The organism is Arthrobacter sp. Cr_A7 (assembly GCF_029222765.1).
GTDB lineage: Bacteria > Actinomycetota > Actinomycetes > Actinomycetales > Micrococcaceae > Arthrobacter.
In genome coordinates this window covers 21767-40323 of the sequence record NZ_JARHXQ010000247.1, presented here as the reverse complement: position 1 = coordinate 40323, position 18557 = coordinate 21767, and the positions used below count along the sequence as shown (strand labels likewise).

Here is an 18557-nt window from a genome sequence, read left to right as displayed (position 1 = left end):
TTTTTATGGTGGGAGAGAGTTCACGAACGCTTCCGAAACCGAACGTTCAGCGGCTCAGGGTCGGGGCAGCAGTCATCGACATGTCACCCTGCCACAATAGATAGTCTTTCGCGCTCCGCTGCCACCACACGTCGTGCAAGCTCGACCTCAGATACGTCAACCGCATCGGGAGCTTGCTTTGCGATAACACTGTCCCGCGCGAACTCGTCAAAGAGCTGCCTCTTGTCTTTTAGAATGTCGCGGATGCGCTCGTCAACGCTGTCTTCCGTAAGCAGACGGTGCACCTGGACAGTGTCGGTCTGACCCATGCGGTGAGCTCTCGCGATCGCCTGTGACTCCATCGTGGGTTTGATCTGCGGCTCACAGATCACAACGACCGACGCCGACTGGATGTTCAAACCGACACCGCCCGCGGTTATTTGTGCAACCAGGACGGCGCCGTGCCCGGCCTGTGAGAAGCGGTCAACGAGCTTCTGTCGGTCCGCCGCAGCGATGGACCCTGTGAGGGGGCCGAAGACCTGACCGGGTAGTAGGCGAGCGACCTGGTTCAGGACTTCTCGGAAGTATGAAAAGACGATGACCCGTCGGCCATTAGCTTCGGCTTCTCCTGCAATTTCTAGCAGTCGGCTGACCTTTATGGATTGTTCCGACATCATGGCGGCGCGTCGCATTAACATGAACTGGCCTTCCCTTACCGCTCGGCCGTATACCAGCTCATCAGAGTGCGACATCCCCATCCACTCGTCTATCTCGACCACTTCGGGAAGCTCTGTGAGCACATCCTCCTGGTTGCGGCGTAGGTAGGCTGGCGCGACATGCTTGCGAAAAGCCTTGGCGAGAAATTCAGGCGCTTCCTCCGCGAGGTCGGGGCGGATATAGCTGATCAGATTGCGGAACTCAGCGACACTGTTCTCCAACGGCGTGCCAGTCATCAAGATTGCATACTTCGTGGAATTGATGATCTCCGCCGCCGCGAGCGAGCGCTTAGCCCTGGGATTCTTGATGTAGTGCGCCTCATCGAGAATGACGCACCCCAGATCGACTCCGCTCAAGTGCTCCTCTATCCACGGCAGGAGATCATAAGTGGTGACGGCGACGCCGCCGTTCTTGACCCACGCCTTTGCCGCGTGGTTTCGCTCCCATAATGCGCCGTGGAGGCGTAAGGCCCTTAACTTGGTGTGCTTTACTGTCTCGCGAGTCCAGTTACTAACGACCGCGGCCGGACAGACGACGAGGAAATGCGACTGACCGCGCGCACGGAGATGGGCGAGAACGGCAAGGGCTTCAACTGTCTTACCCAGCCCCATTTCGTCTCCGATGATCACCTTTTCTTGCACGAGGGCGAATCGCGCACCGAAGCTCTGATAAGCACGAAGCGAGGCGGTTAGATAATCACGCTTCAGTTCCTTGGCGCGCACTGCCCCAACGATCTCTTCCGGGAGATCGCCATGCATGCTCTTCTCATCCTCGGTCATGAATCCAAGTTCAGTAAGCATGCCGAAATAGTCAGCCGGTCGGGAGAGGAAATCGGTCCAAATGCTCGCAGTACCGAGAGGAGGAACGACGCGATTCAACGCGTCATTCAACACTGCTGAAACGGCGGTGGGGCTTTTGGGAAGCTTTCCTTTTACGATCGCCAGAACCCCGAGGGGCGTAGAGCTACCCTTCTTCTTGACGAGTCGAGATAGACCGCTTGCCAGCGCCACTTCGTCCTCAGTCGGGCTGAACTTCCGTGCGTTGTCCCAGCGCGCGAGCGACTCCAGTAGCGCGGTAGTAGCCTTTCCCTTCCGCTTTACGTCGATACGGACGGGGGTTTCCTCTCGCACAGCCTCGAAAAGGCGCAGCGACGCCTGGGCGATAGGCCACGCGGAGGCTTCGCCGAGACCGGGCAGGGATTTCAGTGAATATTCGTCTTGGAAGCGCAGAACGTCCCAAACGTTGTTCAGCTCGTAGTCCTGCAACGGAGCTGTCCGAAGCTGCCGCTGTGGAGCTGCTTTGCGTAAGACTTCGAGATCCATCGCCTTTAGCGCATCGGAAACGTCTCCGGCTCGGACTTTGTCGGCCGCTGCACGTGCCTCAATCGCTGCCTCTTCCGCGGCCTTCTCTGCGTTAGTGATGAGCGGGAGCTTGCCCCACGCGCCCCTCAGTAAGTTGAAAGGGAGAGCCTCGGCGATCGTGTAATTCGCGGGCAGATAGGCTTCCAGCCCAAGGGAGGGATCGAGTAACTGTTTGGAGTCAGTCGGCGTGTTCTGGAGGTTTACAGACAGTCGGGCCAGCTGCGCTTTGACGAAGTCGGCGGCCTCAAAGGCTTCCAGGACAACTTGGTGAGCAGAGTCACATTGTCCTCCAGCCTCGCATTCCCACTCGGGGTTGAAGCCGTCACCAACCATTCCGGCGACCCGGCCAGCCAGCGCTGCGGTTCCAGTCAGAAACTCGTTGTCTCTTTGAGTGAGCGCGGCGTCCCGAAGGACAGAGAGGCTGGCAACCAAGACTTCACTGCTCTCCCGCAGCGGGAGCAACCTCATGGCTGTGCGGCTGATCTTAATTGAGGCCGAGTCGTCAATCAGTTGCTGGACGATGGCTTTTGCGTTGGCCAATGCATCCTTGCGAGTGGCGTGAATTTGTTGCACTAATTCCGGCCAACCTAGGACATCCTGGTAGAGAACTGCGACCTTCAGTCGCTCGTCCTTAAGCAGATTCCCTACCCGATCACAGGCCGCTACGACTGCTTGCCCCTCGTCCGATGCCAACAGATCCGCATGACCCTGACCTAGCAGATACGCAGATTCATGGGCACTATGGCAGCCGTCCCCATCGCATGAGCTCGGGTCGAGGAGGCGCCGGGCTTCCGGGCTATGCGCCTCGTTGAGGTTTTGGACCCTCGCGGCAGCAGTGCGCTCGAATTCTGAGAGAGCGCCGGTCCGTGTCAGAGGCAGATGTTCGGCCTCGATCAACGCGAGTGACGCGGCCATCCCCCACTCTTCAAGGTCATCTAAAGCGGTGCGCAGTCGCGCCCGCTCATCCTCCATCTGTTCCTGTATGCAGGCGCTGGCCGCCACAACTGCTTGCCCGCCGCCCGATGTGAGCAAATCCACATACGCCTCATTCAAGAGCGCACCGGCTCGGTGAAGGCCACCACAATGCCCAGATTCACACGAGGCGGGGTCAAGGAGCTGACGTACCTCAACACTGTGTTCAGCTAACACTTCTCGAATGGTGACCGCCGCCGTTCGCTCTCTTTTGGTAAGAGCGTATGTCCTCGTTAGGGGCAGATGTGCGGAGCGGCTCAAGACGAGTGAGGCTGACCTATCCCAGTCCTCGAGGTCATCCAACGCCGCGCGAAGTCGCTCCCACTCATCCGATCGCGCTGCCTGGAGCCGTTCGGCCACGCTAAGTATGGGGTGATTCGTTCCGTGCGCGGTGATTGAGGCGTGCAAAGCTGCCAGTCGTGCTGTTGTTTCGTGAGTCTGCGAGCACGACTTGCTGCTACAACTCATCTCCGCTGCAACAACGTTAGCTATACCAGCATCTGTATCGTAGGTTTGGATGAGAGTCTGAATGGCATTCGATTCAGACTCCGACAGCACCCCTGCAGGATTGATTGGCATGTGCTCCGCGGCGAACTCGGCCTGCTGCGCGGCCGCTCGCCAGGTCGCCAAATCTTTAAAGATCTGAGGCAGTCGGGATCGCTCAAGCGAAAGTTGAGCTGACACGCGGGTCGCAGCAGCACTTATCCGCTCTGCAGTCCCGCCCTTGCGTCCGAGGATCCACGCTTCGTGCAGAATGCGGGTGGATGCGTGGGCCTTAGCGCAGGCGCCTGCCGCGCACCAGGACGGATCGAGAAGCTTCATCGACTCATCGTGGTGCTCATTAAGAAGGTCGATGAGTGCTAGGCCAGCACTACGTTCGTCATCTCGGAGGGACCGGTCTCGGGTGATTGGCAGATGAGAGGCCTCATCGAGCATCTGTGACGCCTTGCTTCCCGTTTCGGTTAGGGAGCTCAGAATGTCGGCGAGGGCGTCGCGTTCAGCGACTCCACGTGCTGTCAGTTCATTCTGGAGTTGCTCGAGACGTTGTGGGGCGCCGATCGAACAGTACCAATCCCGGAAGTGAGCAAGTCGGGCAGCGGCGTCATGCGCGGGTCGGAGTCTCTTGCCACTCGTGAGCCAGGTTGTCTGTGTCAGACGGTCGGCTTCGTGAGGGTCGCCAGACGCAGCTGCTTCCTCAACCCTGACCAGGAGATTCCGGTCATCGTCCGCTAAGTTAGCTGGGCCTGAAAGCGGCAAGTGCGCAGCGAGTTGCCGGACTTCTTCGACTGTCTGGATCCAACCCCGCACTTGTTCGATAAGCACGCTTAATTGTTGGCGCTCGGCGCGCTTCATCGAGCCCCCTTGGCAGTATTCTTCAAGATGGTTGAAGGTCCGACGCGAAGTGGGCCGGCTGGATAGAATGGTACGCGAAACTGGAGAAAATCAATTGAAGTTAGAGGACTTGGCGCCGGGCCTGCAGATTACTGGCGTCGTGCCTCATGAGGTAGTGCAGGTGATTTTCGGTCAGCCTCATGGCCGGGACGCAGTTGAGCTGACGTACAAGACATCGTCGGGTGGCTTGGGACAGCGCGTGATGTTCCGGCGTGACGAGGATTCGCTTGCGGTCTCAACTTCGGGAAGCCGACCATTCGATGCTTCTTCCATCGACTTTAAGACCGTCGCTGAGGCGCAGAGAATTAAGCTCGCAGGTCTGTATGATCCGATGCTCGCCGTCGCGACGAGTAACGTTCAGCCGCTTCCTCACCAGATCCGTGCCGTATACGGCGAGTTGTTGCCGCGCACCCCCTTGCGATTCCTGTTGGCGGATGACCCGGGGGCAGGCAAAACGATTATGGCGGGGCTTTACATCAAGGAGCTGATCCTTCGTGAAGACGTGCAACGGTGTCTCATAGTCGCGCCAGGTGGTCTAGTTGAACAGTGGCAGGACGAGTTGTTCTTCAAGTTCGGTCTGTCATTCGACATCCTCACAACGTCCATGATTGATACAAGTCTGGGCAACGACGTCTTTGAGAATAACCATCTGCTTATTGCGCGCATGGACCAGCTGGCGCGCAACGAGGACCTCCAGCACCGGCTACGAAATAGCCACTGGGACTTAGCGATCGTAGACGAGGCGCATCGAATGGGCGCACACTACTTCGGTAACAAGTTGGAAAAAACCAAACGGTTCCAACTCGGAGAGCTGATCAGCGAGGTGTCTCGGCACTTCCTCCTCATGACCGCGACGCCACACTCCGGTAAAGAGGAGGATTTTCAACTCTTTCTTAGTTTGCTCGATAAGGACCGATTCGCCGGTAAGAACGGCGTCTCCGTCGACACCAGTGACGTCATGCGCCGAATGGTTAAGGAAGACCTTTTAACGTTTGAGGGTCGCAAACTCTTTCCGGAAAGGATTGCCGAGTCTATCCCGTATGAGCTCACCGAGCTGGAGAATGACCTCTACCAGCAGGTGACCGACTACGTTCGTAACGGCATGAATCGAGCCGCCAAGCTTGATGGCAAACGTCGTAACACCGTCGGTTTTGCGTTGACTGTTTTGCAACGGAGGCTTGCGTCCAGTCCAGAGGCTATTCACCGTAGCCTGGTTCGTCGCGCGCAGCGACTGGACTTCACTAAGCGTGGCATTGAGAACGGCACGTATCGTGAGGATCGAGATGTCCTCAGACCTGAGCGCTACAAGTACATCACTTCGGACATCGATATCGTCGAGGTATCCGCCGAAGATCTCGAGGAGTTCGAAGAGAACGTAGTCGACGCTGCGACGGCCGCAGAAACGATCGCGGAGCTTGAAGCAGAGATCCAAGAGCTTACGTCACTAGCCGAGGTCGCGGGGGAAGTACGCGACCGCGGGGAGGACAAAAAGTGGTCCGAGCTTCGATTGATCCTTGAAGACAACGTCATACCGCTGGATTCCTATGGGAAGCCACGCAAGCTCATTATCTTCACGGAGCACCGAGACACCCTGAACTACCTCATGGAGCGCATCACACACCTGATAGGCCGCCCAAAGGCTGTCGTCGCGATCCACGGTGGCATTCGCAGACACGATCGCCGTGCCATAACCGAGGAATTCACTAAGAACCCGGACTGCCAGATAATGTTGGCAACGGACGCAGCGGGCGAGGGTTTGAATCTCCAAGCCGCACATCTGATGGTCAATTACGACTTGCCTTGGAATCCAAATCGCATCGAGCAACGCTTCGGGCGTATTCATCGCATCGGGCAGACGGAGGTTTGCCGGCTATGGAACCTCGTCGCCGCTAATACGCGGGAGGGCGAAGTCTTCACAGCGCTGCTTAATAAGATTGAGGAGCAGCGCAAAGCCTACGGTGGCAATGTTTTCGATGTCCTAGGTTCGGCTTTTGCAGATACGCCCCTCCGGGAACTGCTGATTGAGGCGATTCGCTATGGTGAACTACCTGAAACCAAGGCACGTATGCACCAGGTTATCGACCGAAGCGTGTCCGAGGGGTTGGAAGAACTGCTCAACGAACGCGCCCTAGCCAGCGAGCACCTGTCCGATGCCGATCTTGCCAGCCTCCGAGCTTCGATGGATGAAGCTCGTGCTCGTCGTCTTCAGCCCCATTACATTGAGTTGGCTTTTAAGGAGGCCTTCACACGGTTCGGCGGCAAAATAGTAAGGCGAGAGAAGGGCCGCTACGAGATTGGTCATGTGCCGTCCACGCTTCGCAACGGCAAGTACGGTCCCGTCGCCACAAGATATGAACGCGTGACTTTCGATCTCAGCCTCGTACACGATGAAGGGGGAACCAGCGCGGACTTGCTGGCACCAGGTCATCCTCTCCATGATTCGGTGATGGACCATGCAGTTACCACTCTGGCCGGAGTCCTCAACCGGGGCACCGTGCTTGTCTCCGCGAGAATCGAGTCGCCCTGCCTACTGGTAGGGGTAGTCGAAGAAATCGTTGACTCGTTGGGCGCTTCGGTCGCGCGCAGATTCGGTTACGCCTATGTGAGCGAGGACGGCGCAGTGACCGACGCCGGTCCGGCTCCCTACCTTGACTGCACGTCGGCGCCTGACGTTGCCTCCGTTCGACAGGCGAAGGCACTTCCCTGGTTGCACAGTGCAGAATCAAATGCGGTGAGCTGGATTATCGAGAACGAATTGCCCAGCTACCTCACTTCTATCCAGCCTCGCCGGTCGGCCGAACTCGACAAACAACGCGGGTTAGTCGAGGCACGTCTCAAATATGAAATTGAACGACTTCTCTCGGAGGCGGTGGCCGCAGCCGAGCGGGAGAACCTTGGGGAGAAGCTCAAGGAATCCTCGGAGAGTTTGAGCCGAAGGGCGACGGACCTTCATATGCGACTCGACCGTCGGCTCGAACTTATCGACCAACAGGGCAAGATGTCCACGAAATCGCCGCTAATCGTCACAGCGGCGCTTGTTCTTCCTGCTGTGATGCTTGATTCCGATGTTCCTATCGATAGCAGGCCGATGAACGGGGTACCCTCGATGTCCGTTCAGCGTCGCAGCATTGAGCTTGTGCTCGCACAGGAGCGCGCAATTGGCCGGATCCCAGAACTGCAAGTGGGCAACACTCATGGCTACGACATCCTGTCGACCGACCCTGTGTCCGGTCAGACCTACCGCATCAAGGTCGTCGCACATGTTGCTGAAATGGCCGACTTCTGGGTCACACACAATGAGGTTGTTACGGGGAAGAATGCTAAACCCTACTATCGCCTTGCTCTCGTTCGGCTTGATTCAGGCCACTTCAGGGGCGGTGACGTCCGCTACCTTGACAACCCCTTCGCAAACGTTGAAATAACCGATTTTCAGGCCACAGGGCATGCGGGGAACTGGAACCATAGTTGGACGCGCGGGAAGGCGCCTTTCTGACACCTGAATATAGCAACTGCAACGGCCGCCCTGCTTGGCGGTCGGCAAGGTTGATCGCCCCGCAGCTGTGCCGCTCTCCTTCGATCGGAGGTTTCTGCAGCCTTGCCGCCGCCTGGATGAGTTCTGCGGTGAACTTACTAATGCTGTATTGGGCCTGCACTTGCGATCAGCGCGCGTTGTGCGCAGAACCTAACTAGATCAACGTCGTGGCTCAACTCTTTTACCTCAGGAGAATAGGGCATAAGCAGCTTCGAATCGTGGCCACCCCCATCCTTTGCATGAACCACCCGGCACCGAATTTCATAGATGCGATAAGCTACCTGATCGATGAGGTCAACCCCTCGATTTTCGACATTAATGATTGATACGTCAACAATCTTTTTCTTGTTCTTGAGATGCGCGGCGCGTTCGGGGTGGTGCAATACAAAGGTGTCGATCTCATCTACTTCCAGGCAGGATCGAAGCGTTGCCTTCAATTGGTCTCGTTCCGATCTGCCTTTGGCGCCGCCGCCCAGCATTAAAAGGCGCCCCAATTGCCCATCGTCCTCGATATTGAACAGAGGGTTTCTTAAGTTTGTTCGAGCTTTCCGGATTGCTTCCAACTCGGAGTATCGAGCAAAGAAGAATTCCAGCACCTGATAGTAAGCCAGGAACGCCAAGAGATTCATGCCGGTCGCCGAGGTGGCGTAGCGGGACAGCGACAATGCTTCTGTTGAGCACGCCGGAACTCCAGCTCCCCGTCGGTGGCGATCTCGCTGTACGGCTGGCCGGCGAACGTCAGCGTGACCGCCGCGACCACATTTTCGGCGGCCTCCGCCACCCACACCTGTGCATGCTCGGCGCGATGTTCCACATCCTCAAGCACGCTCATGTACGGATGGTCCGCAGGGAAATGCCCGGCACGTAGGTACGCCTCGCGGGTGATGCGTCGGACCTCCGGAAAGTCGACCGGTACCGCCCGCCTGAACGAGACACTCACAGCACGCCCTCGGATACAGCGATCCGCGCAACGTAGTGACCCAGCCGTGCCACATCCGGCTGCGAAGACGGATCACCCACGGCGTCAGCACCCACCGCATTCGCCACGGCCAGAGCATGCGCATAGTCCAGCCCCTGCCGTAGCGCCAGAACCAGTGCGGCGCAGAACGCGTCGCCCGCGCCAACGGTGTTCGCTACCGTCACAGCAACCGACGGAGCCTCGGCCACCTTCCGGCCGCGCTCGAACATCGCCGAGCCGTCCCCGCCGTACGTGACCGCCACCAGCTTCGCCTGCGTCAGGGCGGGGATCAAGGCGTACTCGCTCTCGTTCACGATCACCAGGTCGCAGCGCTCCAGCAACTCCGCCGGCAGGTCCATGGCCGGCGCCGCGTTCAGCACGAAGTAGCCGGCATGCCGCCGGGCTGCCTCCAGCACCACGGGCAGGCCCACCTCCAGCTGGCACAGCACCGTCTCCTCTGGGCGAAACTCCACCCCGTCCAGCGACAGGCTCGAGTTGGCGCCCGGGCACACCACGATCTGGTTCTCGCCGTCGCGGTCCACCACGATCAGCGCCGTCCCTGTTGGCCCCGGCAGGACGTCCACGTCAGCGGTGTCCACCCCAGCGCCAGACAGCGCGTCCAGCATCCGCCGCCCGTTCACGTCATTGCCCACGGCGCCGACCATCCGGGCGCTGCCGCCCAGCCGTGCAGCTGCCGCGGCCTGGTTGGCGCCCTTGCCGCCGGCCTGCTCGGACAGGAAAGCGCCGCCGATGGTTTCACCAGCAGTGGGCAGCCGCTCAGCGGCGGCGATCAGGTCCAGGTTGATGCTGCCGACGACAGTGACGGCAGGAAGTCGAGTGCTCATGGGAAGTCCTAACGGGGGAGGGGCCGGAAGCGGCCGGATTGAGAAATAGTGTAGACCATAGTTGTACTTGTCCGTCATACATGGTTGTATAACAACTCACATCCCAAGCGCAGGACCCGCCTGCAGAACAAAGGAGTTTGATGTGAACACCCCAACCCCGGCGGCCGCCGCGCCCTCCGCGGAAGCCGCCTCCGCCGTCGTCCTTCCCGACGAAGCGAGATTCGCCGGCCGCCGCGCCGCCCTGCTGATCTCCACCCTGCTGCTGGGCGTGCTGTCCTTCCAGCTCAACGCCAGCATGGTCACCCCTGCACTGCCGCAGATCGCCGGCGAGTTCGGCCAAGGTGCCGACAGCGCCGCCCCCGTCCAGTCCATGTTCTTCCTGGCCGGCGCCATCGCCGGGCCCGTAATTGGCCGGTGGAGCGACTTCATCGGCCGCCGCGCCGCGCTGCTGCTGGTCCTCGCGATCATGGGCGCCGGCACCATCCTCTGCATCAGCGCCCCCACCCTGCCGCTGCTGGTCACCGGCCGGTTCCTGCAGGGCGTCTCCAGCGCCGTCTTCGCCCTGGCCTACATCGTGCTCAGCGAAAACCTGCACGCCAAGGTCTTCGGCACCTCCGTGGGCATCATCGCCGCCATCAACGGGGGAGTGGGCGGCGTGGACGGCTACGTGGGCGGGCTCATGGCCGAGACCCTCGGCTTCCGGTCCATCTTCGTGGTGGTCCTGGTCCTCACCGCCATCGCCGCGGCCTGCATCATCAAAATCGTCCCGGCCGGACGGCCGCAGGGCGTGCGCGGCGCCATGGACTGGTGGGGCGCCGGATCCCTCTCGCTGTTCCTGGTGTTCACCACCTACTTCGTCTCCGGCGGCTCGGCCGCAGGCTGGACCGCGCCCGGCACCTTCGCGCTGCTGGCCGGGACCGTCGCGTCCTTCGCCGCCTTCTGGATGATCGAGAAACGCCGCAGCCACCCGCTGATCGCCGTCCACCACCTGCGCTCCCGCCAGGTGTGGCCGGTCATCGCCACCACCGTCCTCACCCTGGCCGGCATCTTCGCCATCATCAACTTCACCGTGGTGCTGCTCAGCCAGGATCCCGACGGCGGCTTCGGGCTCACCGCCTCCATCTCGGCTCTGCTGTTCCTCACCCCCGCCGCCCTGATTGGCGTCTTCGCCGCACCTTTGGCCGGCTGGCTGGCCGACCGCCGCGGCTGGATCAAGACCCTCCGGTTCGGCACGGGGCTCAGCCTGGCCTGCGCCATCGCCGCCGCCACCTTTTCGGATAACCAGGCGGCGGTGCTGATCGCCGTCGCGGCCCTGGGCATCTTCTACAACGGCTTCTTCCTCACCGCCATCAACGGGCTCTCGGTGCTCCTCTCACCCAAGGAAGCACCGGCCGCGCTGCCCGGCATCAACGGTGCCTCCTTCGGCATCGGGGCGAGCCTCGGCGTCGTCCTCGTGGCGCCGTTCGCCGCCCAGGCCACCGCCGCCGGGTACGCAACCGCCCTCTGGATCTCGGTGGCCATCACGGCCGCCGCGTTTATCGTCAGCCTCTTCGTCGCCGCCCCCAAGGGCGAGACCGTCTAACCCCTTATCACTTTAGGAGAACCACCATGACCACGCCCTCCCCGTTCTACCTGGACTGCGACACCGGCATCGACGACGCCCTCGCCCTGGCCTACCTGCTTGCCTCCCCTTTTGCTGATGTGGTCGGGATCGGGACCGTCAGCGGCAACGTGAGCGCCGCCGCCGGGGCCCGCAACACCCTGGACCTGCTGGCGCTTGCCGGCTCCGGTGATGTGCCGGTGGCGCTTGGCGCGCACGACCCCCTTGCCGGTTCCTTCGGCGGCGGGGCGCCGTGGGTGCACGGGGAGAACGGAATCGGCGGGGTAACGCTTCCGACGGCGGCTGCTTCCGTTGTGTCCGAGAGCGCGGCTGAGATGCTGGTGCGGTTGGCCCGTACGTACCCGGGCACGTTGAAGGTGCTGGCGATCGGTCCGCTGACCAACATCGCCGAGGCGCTGCGGCTGGAACCTGCCTTGCCGTCTTTGGTGGAGTCCGTGACGGTGATGGGCGGGGCGGCCCTGGCTCCCGGGAACATCACCCCCGTGGCGGAGGCCAACATCTTCAACGACCCCGAGGCCGCCGACCTGGTGCTGGCCGCCGACTGGGACGTGACCCTGGTGCCGCTGGACGTGACCATGAACTCGGTCCTGGAGGAGCCGCACCGGCAGGCGCTGCTGGCGTCTTCTTCGCCGGTGGCCCAGGCGCTGGGGGAGATGCTGGGCTACTACTTCCGGTTTTACGAGGACATCTACGGCCGGCCCTGCTCCGCCATGCACGATCCGCTGGCGGCGGCGCTCGCTGTTGGCGCTGTTAGGGCTGCTGTTGCGCCCGTGGTGCGTGCCGCCGTCGACACTTCTAACGGGCCGGGCCGCGGGCAGACCATCTGCGACCTTCGGGGGCTGTATGCCGGCTACCCTCCGGTGACGGGCGCACGGTGCCGCGTGGTGCTGTCGCTGGAGGAGGACTTCGCCCCGCACCTGGTGGAGACGCTGCTCGAATGCTTTGAAGGCACCACTGCGGCTGCCGGGCTCGCCGTAACACTTTCGGGAGGAGTATCCAGCCGGTGACTGTTGCCGCAAGATAAGCGCTATGAAAAAACGAATTGTGGCCAGTAGTTTCGCAGCGGCGATGATGGCGCTTGGCGGAATCACCCTGGCGGCTCCGAGCAACGCAGCTTCCGAATCATCGCACATTGCTGGACAGATCATGGTCAAGTTCCGTGACAACGGCGCCGCGCCTGACGTTTTGCGCCAGCATGGACTGAGCGACGGCGGCAGCATCGGCAGTACGGGCGCCCGCCTCATCAAGGTCCCTGCGGGCAAGGAACTGCAGCTCGTCACCGCATTGAGCCGTAACCCGGCGGTGGAGTACGCCGAGCCGGACCAATTGGTCACAGCCGCGACAGACGATCCTTTTTTTGGCCGTCAGTACGCCCTGCAGAACGACGGCCAGTCATTCTTCAACAACTACCCGGAGTACCCGGTGTTTGTGGACAAGGGCACGCAGGACGCTGACGTGGACGCCGTGGAAGCCTGGACCCGCACCGAGGGGAACGGCGTCAGGGTGGCCATCATCGACTCAGGAGTGGCAGTGGACCACGCGGACATCTCAGGCAAGGTGGTTGCGCGGACCAACCTCAGCGACAAGCAGATCCAAGTCGCCGAGGACTACGACAAATACGGCCACGGCACCCACGTCGCCGGTATCGTGGCCGCCTATCACAACAACGACGGTGTGGCAGGGGTGTGCCCGGGGTGCGACATCCTGGACGCGAAGGTACTTAACGATGCCGGGACCGGCTCCAGCTCGGCCATCGCACGGGGCATTGACTGGGCGGTGGCCAATGGCGCCAAGGTGATCAACATGAGCCTGGGACAACGTGTGTCTTCTCGCACCCTGGAAGCTGCGGTCAACAACGCGTGGAACAAGGGCGTTGTGCTCGTGGCCTCTGCCGGGAATGGGGGTACGCAGGCCAAGATCTACCCGGGCGCCTATCCGAACGTGATCGCCGTCGCGGCAACCGACAACAGGGACGCCAAGGCCTCGTTCTCAACGTTCGGGAAGTGGGTGGATGTCGCGGCTCCCGGTGTCAGCGTGTTTTCGACCTTCCCGAACCACGAGTTCACCCTTGGGATCCAGAACAACCGCGCAAGGGGTTACGACATTGCCAGTGGCACCTCGATGGCTTCGCCTGTTGTCGCAGCAGTTGCCGCGTTGGTGTGGACCACCATGCCTGCGGAGGCTTCAAACTCGTTAGTTCGGACACAGGTGGAATCAACTGCTGACCGTATTGATGGCACGGGCGCCTATTGGAGCCGCGGCCGGGTGAACGCCTGCGAAGCAGTCAGAGCCGAAGGCTGCCAACAGCCCTAGCTTATTTCGAGGGGCCCAGCAGCTTCGCCCGGCTGGGCCCCACTAGGCTGAGGCTGATCTTGAGCTTCGCCGAGGCGTGCAGCAGGAACAGTGCACGGCGGCGGTTCGATTGCGAGGGAGGAAGCGGATGGACCAGGCGTTCCCCAGCCCAGGACGCGGACATGAGCTGGACGGCGGTCAGCACCCACGGTTTGCCCGCGCCTACGCGCGGTCCGTTGACGGCATGAACCGCCGTGGAGCCACTGAGCACCGCCGCCGCATTCTCGAAGGCCTGCACGGATCGGTCATAGAGCTCGGGGCCGGGGCCGGCTCGTCTTTTCCGCTCTATCCGCAGACGGTCACCCATGTCCTGGCCCTTGAACCCGATGACTACTTCAGAAACCGTGCGCAGCAGGAAGTCCGGGTTGCGGCGGTCCCGGCCACCGTCGTTCCCGGAGTGGCCGAGCACATCCCGGCCGAAACTGGGAGCGTGGACGCCGTTGTGGTCAGCCTCGTTCTGTGCAGCGTCACCGACCAGGCCACCGTCCTCGCGGAAGTCCGCCGCGTCCTCAAACCGGGCGGGACGTTGGCCTACTACGAACACGTGCGTTCGGATTGGCCTCTCCTGGCCGCTGTTGAAGACCTGCTCACGCCCGTGTGGCAGCGTGCCGCCGGAGGATGCCACCCCAACCGGGACACGCTCAGCGCCATCAGGGCAGCAGGGTTCGCCATTCAGGATAATGAACGCTTCGGCTTCGCGCCGTCTGCCCTGACCCCTCCCGTTGCGCACATCATGGGCAGGGCCACGATCCAGGTTGTCAGGGGATAAGCCCATCCTGGATCGCGCTACTTGTGCCATAGCGGGCGGTGGATGTTTCGTCGTCCGGTTGCTTGCCGGCGGCGCGGCTGGAAGGCGCCTCTGCCGCTGCGGCCCAATGCCGTCGGAGCCCCTCGGCCAGCCGATCAGGTTCAATCCGATGGGGCGGGTCGAAGTGATGGCGATGAGGAAAGACCTCGAGATGGAAGTCCGGGAAGAAGACCCTGGACAGCCGTGCTGCTATGTCCCCGTAGTCATCCGGATGGCTCAGGCCGCCCAGGGCGAAGAACACCGGATGGCTGAAGGCGGCCAGGCGGGACCTGCCCAAGTCGTAGTCCCTGAAGCTTCGCAGGAACGCCCGGATACCCGCCGGCCGTTTCGCCATCCACGGCGGCGGGGGACCCGGCTCCTGTGGCGCAAGGACGACGCCGGGCCTGACTCCCAGCCTCATGAAAGCGGGCATGAACTGCTCCGGAGGGAGCGCCTCCAGCAACTGGTACCTTTCCCAGTGTTCGGCATAGGCGGTGCTCCAGTCCCAGTTTCCCGCCCAGGCCGGCTCCAGCAGGGCCAGGCTCTGCAGCCGCTCCGGAGATTTGGCCGTGAACGCGAGTGCAGCGGCGCCGCCACCGGAATAGCCAACCAGGTGGAACGTGTCCCAGCGGCGGGCGTCGGCCTCGCGCAGGACACCGTCCACTTCGGTGTCCAGGTTCCAGCCCGGAGGCGGATTGTCCTCGGCGTACAACTCCAGGTCCTTGGCGACGGCGTCCACGCCGGACCCAAGAACCTCCAGCAGCCGGCCGTATGCGTCGTCAGCAGGCAGGACAGCACCCGGCAGCAGGATGACTCGAAATGGCGCCATAGAAGATACGTTTCCTTGTTGTAGCCCAGCGCGCAGTGAGTGAATACTAGCGATCGCGTATGGCTCGGGTCTACCAGTTATGCCTTGCGGTGCGAATTACAGAGTCTCGGGAATCGGGCGTCCCGGGAAGAGCGTCGCGTACTGTTTCCGGTACATCCTCCGCCCGATGAGACGGTAGGCAATCCGGACCGGCGCGGGGATCTCCTTGAACAGTTCTTTCCGGTCCGCCGGCGGGTTCGTGGCCAGCACCATTCCCAGGTACCCCACCAAGAATTTGTTGCTGACCTGGCTGCTCCCGTGTTCCGCGGCTGCCTTCAGTTCCTCCTGGGTCATCACCCGGTCGACGGCGGGCATCACCTCGGTGACCTCACGCCGCAGATGTTCGTTGAGGATGGAGGACAGCTCCTCGTAGCGCTCGGCAAGTTCATTGCCGGTTTCCGCGTCCGCCGTTTCCATCCACCGCAGGCGGATGGGCCCGATGTCCTCCAGCCGCTGGGTGACCTGGCGGTGCTGCTCAAGCATCTGCCCCACATGCAAGGCGCAGGCTGGTGCCCTTTCCTTCAGCTGCGGGTACATGAGCTCGTCCTCGCCCTCATGATGAATGTGGAGCAGTTTGTCGAAGTTCCCCAGCACTTCGCCCACGTAAGACGCGCGGGCAGTATCGCCGGCAGCGGCGGAACGCACCAGGCCGGGCGCCTCGCTGTATGCCCACAGGAAGACGCGGTGGATACGCCTCATGGACGCCGACCCTGTGCACAGGACCGGACCCGGTGGCACGGGGGCGGCGGCCTCGCCGGGCTGCATGGTGAAGAAGTCGGTCATGGGTAGCCCCTTACGGTAGTCATCCGAGACCGGGACCTCTCCCCGCCAGCATCGTAACGACTGCCCGTATGCCGCACAATGCAATGCCCTCCCTCCGGTGGGATTAGGTAGGGGAGTTTGCCGGTTTCCCCTACCCAGCCGGGTGCCGGTTGGAGCAATATGACCCTCATGAAAAAGATCGTTCTGGCTGGCTTCGCAGCGGCAATGTTGGTATTCGGGGCAATCAACTCGGCAGTTGCGGGGCACGCGGCACCGGATCCATCTCATGTGGCGGGACAAATCATGGTCAAGTTCCGGGACCAGGGTGCGGCCGCCGGGGTGCTGCGCCAGCACGGCCTCGGTGAGGGGCCTGCTATCGGGGACACCGGCGCTCACGTCATCAAGGTTCCGGCTGGGAAGGAGCTTCAGCTCATCGATGCTTTGAGCCGCAACCCGGTAGTGGAGTACGCCGAACCCGATCAGGTGGCCAACGCCGCAACAGCTGACACCTTCTTCGACCGCCAGTACGCGCTGCAAAACACGGGCCAGCCCTATACCAACAACTTCAGCCAGCCCGGCGTAGAGCCCAAGGTTGCACGAATCGACATCGCCGCGGGCACGTTGGACGCCGATATTGACGCCGTCGAAGCGTGGAAGATCACTCCCGGCACCGACATCAAAGTAGCTGTGCTCGATTCAGGTGTTGATCTTGACCATCCCGACATCAACCCCAAGGTGGTTGCGCGCGCCAACTTCAGTGGTGCGGCCACGAATGAAGACAAGTACGGCCACGGTACCCATGTGGCCGGCATCGTCGCCGCCTCTCACAACACCGCGGGCGTGGCCGGTGTGTGCCCGGGCTGCCTGATCCTGGCAGGCAAAGTGCTGGACGACAGGGGGATTGGCTCTACGTCGGGCGTCGCCAGCGGGATTGACTGGGCAGTCAGCAACGGAGCCAAGGTGATCAACATGAGCATCGGGGTGCGGGCATCACGCACACTTGAGACTGCCGTCAACAACGCATGGAACAAGGGCGCGGTGCTGGTTGCTGCAGCAGGCAACGGCGGTAACCAGACCAAGATTTACCCCGGCGCATACCCGAACGTCATCGCAGTCGGCGCTACCGACAACAACGACGCCAAAGCGGCCTTCTCCACGTACGGATCCAGTTGGGTGGACATTGCAGCACCCGGAGCCGCCGTCTTCTCAACATTCCCCAACCACCCGTTTGTTCTGGAGGGGCAGTTCAATCGATCCAAGAACTACGACATCGGCAACGGCACGTCGATGTCCTCAGCAATCGTTGCCGCCACTGCCGCGCTTGTCTGGAGTACAGATCTCACTGCCCTACCTAAAACAGTCCGTGGAAAAGTTGAATCGACCGCCGAGGTGAAGCCCGGACAGGAGACCTACTGGTTGAATGGCTGCGTGAACGCCTGCAAGGCTCTCGGGGGCTGCCCGGAGCCCTCCTGACACGCCTACTACTTAAGTAGTAAATTGGGTTCATGCACGGCACAAGCCCCGCCCTGCCGCACCTCGACCACGTAACCCATCGGTGGGTCGACGTGAAGGGCTTGCACATGCATATCGCGGAGGCCGGAAGCGGGGACCCGCTTCTCCTGCTTCACGGCTTCCCGCAGCACTGGTGGCAGTGGCGCGGCGTCATTCCCCGCCTGGCCGAGCACTACCGGGTCATTGCCGTGGACCAGCGCGGATTCGGCTGGACCGACGCTCCCGCACATGGCTACACCGCCAGCAAGCTCGTAGAGGATGTCGTCCAGCTCATGGGTGCCTTGGGCATCCAGCGGGCGCGGTTCCTCACGCATGACTGGGGCGCCATCATCGGCCAGCTCATTGCCATGGAACGGCCGGACCTGGTGGAAGCACTTGTTGTCACTGGTGCCCCCGACGTGCACATCAGGCCAAACGCACGGCTTGTGGGGCTCATTCCAAAGCTCTGGCACGCGTTCGTGTTGGCGCTTCCCATCATCGGTCGGCGCCTGCAGGGGAACAAGAAGTTCATGCGTCATCTCTTCACGATGTTCGAGCCCGAAGGTGGAGTATCTGAGGAGGACATCGGGCTCTACCAGGCCCGGACCGTGCAGCCCGAGCGGACAAAAGCAGGATCGGCCCTTTACCGCGGCACCATCCTGCCGGCGTTCATTGCCATCATGTCCGGGGCGTACGCCAAGCGAAGCTTCACAGTACCCACGCTGGTTCTCATCGGCGCCATGGAGCCGTCCCGGGACTTGCAGGAGATGGGACACAGGCCGGGACTCGAGGGCAACGTCACCACCGAAATCATCCCCGGGGAGGGCCACTTCCTCATCGATCACCAGCCGGATCTGATTGCCGAGAGAGCTCTCAGGTTCTTTGCGCAGAACTGAACTGCACGGACGAAGTTTTCTGCG

General features: G+C 61.7%; 13 protein-coding genes. 7 read left to right on the top strand and 6 right to left on the bottom strand.

The annotated features are described in order from the left end of the window. Positions 1-83 precede the first annotated feature (83 nt). Positions 84-4382 (bottom strand): DEAD/DEAH box helicase, encoded by a 4299-nt coding sequence (locus P2Q66_RS14500; RefSeq protein ID WP_275729207.1) that lies wholly within the window; start codon positions 4380-4382, stop codon positions 84-86. A 67-nt stretch (positions 4383-4449) separates the two neighbouring features. Between P2Q66_RS14500 and P2Q66_RS14495 the strand changes: the two genes are divergently transcribed. Beyond that, complete coding sequence (locus tag P2Q66_RS14495) at positions 4450-7914, top strand: helicase-related protein (protein ID WP_275729205.1); 3465 nt, start codon at positions 4450-4452, stop codon at positions 7912-7914. A 137-nt stretch (positions 7915-8051) separates the two neighbouring features. On the opposite strand, the gene P2Q66_RS14490 is transcribed toward P2Q66_RS14495, so the two are convergent. From P2Q66_RS14490 to P2Q66_RS14480, 3 genes are all read right to left on the bottom strand, one after another. Continuing rightward, positions 8052-8618 carry a hypothetical protein gene (locus P2Q66_RS14490; RefSeq protein WP_275729204.1) on the bottom strand — a complete coding sequence of 189 codons (567 nt, stop codon included), beginning with the start codon at positions 8616-8618 and terminating at the stop codon, positions 8052-8054. Then, complete coding sequence (locus P2Q66_RS14485; protein WP_275729202.1) at positions 8579-8785, bottom strand: hypothetical protein; 207 nt, start codon at positions 8783-8785, stop codon at positions 8579-8581. Before P2Q66_RS14485 ends, P2Q66_RS14490 begins: the two co-directional genes overlap by 40 nt. A 104-nt stretch (positions 8786-8889) precedes the next feature. Then, positions 8890-9756 carry a PfkB family carbohydrate kinase gene (locus tag P2Q66_RS14480; RefSeq protein ID WP_275729200.1) on the bottom strand — a complete coding sequence of 289 codons (867 nt, stop codon included), beginning with the start codon at positions 9754-9756 and terminating at the stop codon, positions 8890-8892. A 142-nt stretch (positions 9757-9898) separates the two neighbouring features. Here P2Q66_RS14480 and P2Q66_RS14475 point away from each other — a divergent pair, with 142 nt between their 5' ends. From P2Q66_RS14475 to P2Q66_RS14460, 4 genes are all read left to right on the top strand, one after another. After that, positions 9899-11338, top strand: coding sequence for an MFS transporter (locus P2Q66_RS14475; RefSeq protein ID WP_275729198.1), 1440 nt, complete (start codon positions 9899-9901; stop codon positions 11336-11338). A 26-nt stretch (positions 11339-11364) separates the two neighbouring features. Next, the gene (locus P2Q66_RS14470; protein WP_275729197.1) at positions 11365-12384 is read left to right on the top strand and encodes a nucleoside hydrolase; all 1020 of its coding nucleotides are present in this window, start codon (positions 11365-11367) and stop codon (positions 12382-12384) included. A gap of 22 nt (positions 12385-12406) precedes the next feature. Next, positions 12407-13690, top strand: a complete 1284-nt coding sequence (locus tag P2Q66_RS14465; RefSeq protein ID WP_275729196.1) for a S8 family serine peptidase — start codon at positions 12407-12409, stop codon at positions 13688-13690. 127 nt (positions 13691-13817) lie between these two features. Then, entirely contained in the window at positions 13818-14498 is a 681-nt protein-coding gene (locus P2Q66_RS14460) for a class I SAM-dependent methyltransferase (RefSeq protein ID WP_275729195.1), read from the top strand. Here the strand turns inward: P2Q66_RS14460 and P2Q66_RS14455 are convergent. Both P2Q66_RS14455 and P2Q66_RS14450 read right to left on the bottom strand, forming a co-directional pair. Then, entirely contained in the window at positions 14488-15345 is an 858-nt protein-coding gene (locus P2Q66_RS14455; RefSeq protein ID WP_275729192.1) for an alpha/beta hydrolase, read from the bottom strand. The two genes, P2Q66_RS14460 and P2Q66_RS14455, sit on opposite strands and share 11 nt — an antisense overlap. Before the next feature lie 96 nt (positions 15346-15441). Further along, positions 15442-16167, bottom strand: a complete 726-nt coding sequence (locus tag P2Q66_RS14450) for a hemerythrin domain-containing protein (RefSeq protein WP_275729190.1) — start codon at positions 16165-16167, stop codon at positions 15442-15444. Between the two features lie 168 nt (positions 16168-16335). On the opposite strand from P2Q66_RS14450, the gene P2Q66_RS14445 reads away from it, so the two are divergent. Further along, positions 16336-17619 (top strand): S8 family peptidase, encoded by a 1284-nt coding sequence (locus P2Q66_RS14445; protein WP_275729189.1) that lies wholly within the window; start codon positions 16336-16338, stop codon positions 17617-17619. A 32-nt stretch (positions 17620-17651) separates the two neighbouring features. Then, positions 17652-18533 (top strand): alpha/beta hydrolase, encoded by an 882-nt coding sequence (locus P2Q66_RS14440; RefSeq protein ID WP_275729188.1) that lies wholly within the window; start codon positions 17652-17654, stop codon positions 18531-18533. Positions 18534-18557 lie beyond the last annotated feature (24 nt).

What these genes read in the sequence shown, in the direction of transcription:
- P2Q66_RS14450 (WP_275729190.1), bottom strand. Translation starts at nt 16,167, where the DNA reads ATGACCGACTTCTTCACCATGCAGCCCGGCGAGGCCGCCGCCCCCGTG.
- P2Q66_RS14460 (WP_275729195.1), top strand. Translation starts at nt 13,818, where the DNA reads ATGGACCAGGCGTTCCCCAGCCCAGGACGCGGACATGAGCTGGACGGC.
- P2Q66_RS14485 (WP_275729202.1), bottom strand. Translation starts at nt 8,785, where the DNA reads ATGAGCGTGCTTGAGGATGTGGAACATCGCGCCGAGCATGCACAGGTG.
- P2Q66_RS14495 (WP_275729205.1), top strand. Translation starts at nt 4,450, where the DNA reads ATGGTACGCGAAACTGGAGAAAATCAATTGAAGTTAGAGGACTTGGCG.
- P2Q66_RS14470 (WP_275729197.1), top strand. Translation starts at nt 11,365, where the DNA reads ATGACCACGCCCTCCCCGTTCTACCTGGACTGCGACACCGGCATCGAC.
- P2Q66_RS14480 (WP_275729200.1), bottom strand. Translation starts at nt 9,756, where the DNA reads ATGAGCACTCGACTTCCTGCCGTCACTGTCGTCGGCAGCATCAACCTG.
- P2Q66_RS14455 (WP_275729192.1), bottom strand. Translation starts at nt 15,345, where the DNA reads ATGGCGCCATTTCGAGTCATCCTGCTGCCGGGTGCTGTCCTGCCTGCT.
- P2Q66_RS14500 (WP_275729207.1), bottom strand. Translation starts at nt 4,382, where the DNA reads ATGAAGCGCGCCGAGCGCCAACAATTAAGCGTGCTTATCGAACAAGTG.
- P2Q66_RS14440 (WP_275729188.1), top strand. Translation starts at nt 17,652, where the DNA reads ATGCACGGCACAAGCCCCGCCCTGCCGCACCTCGACCACGTAACCCAT.
- P2Q66_RS14465 (WP_275729196.1), top strand. Translation starts at nt 12,407, where the DNA reads ATGAAAAAACGAATTGTGGCCAGTAGTTTCGCAGCGGCGATGATGGCG.
- P2Q66_RS14445 (WP_275729189.1), top strand. Translation starts at nt 16,336, where the DNA reads ATGAAAAAGATCGTTCTGGCTGGCTTCGCAGCGGCAATGTTGGTATTC.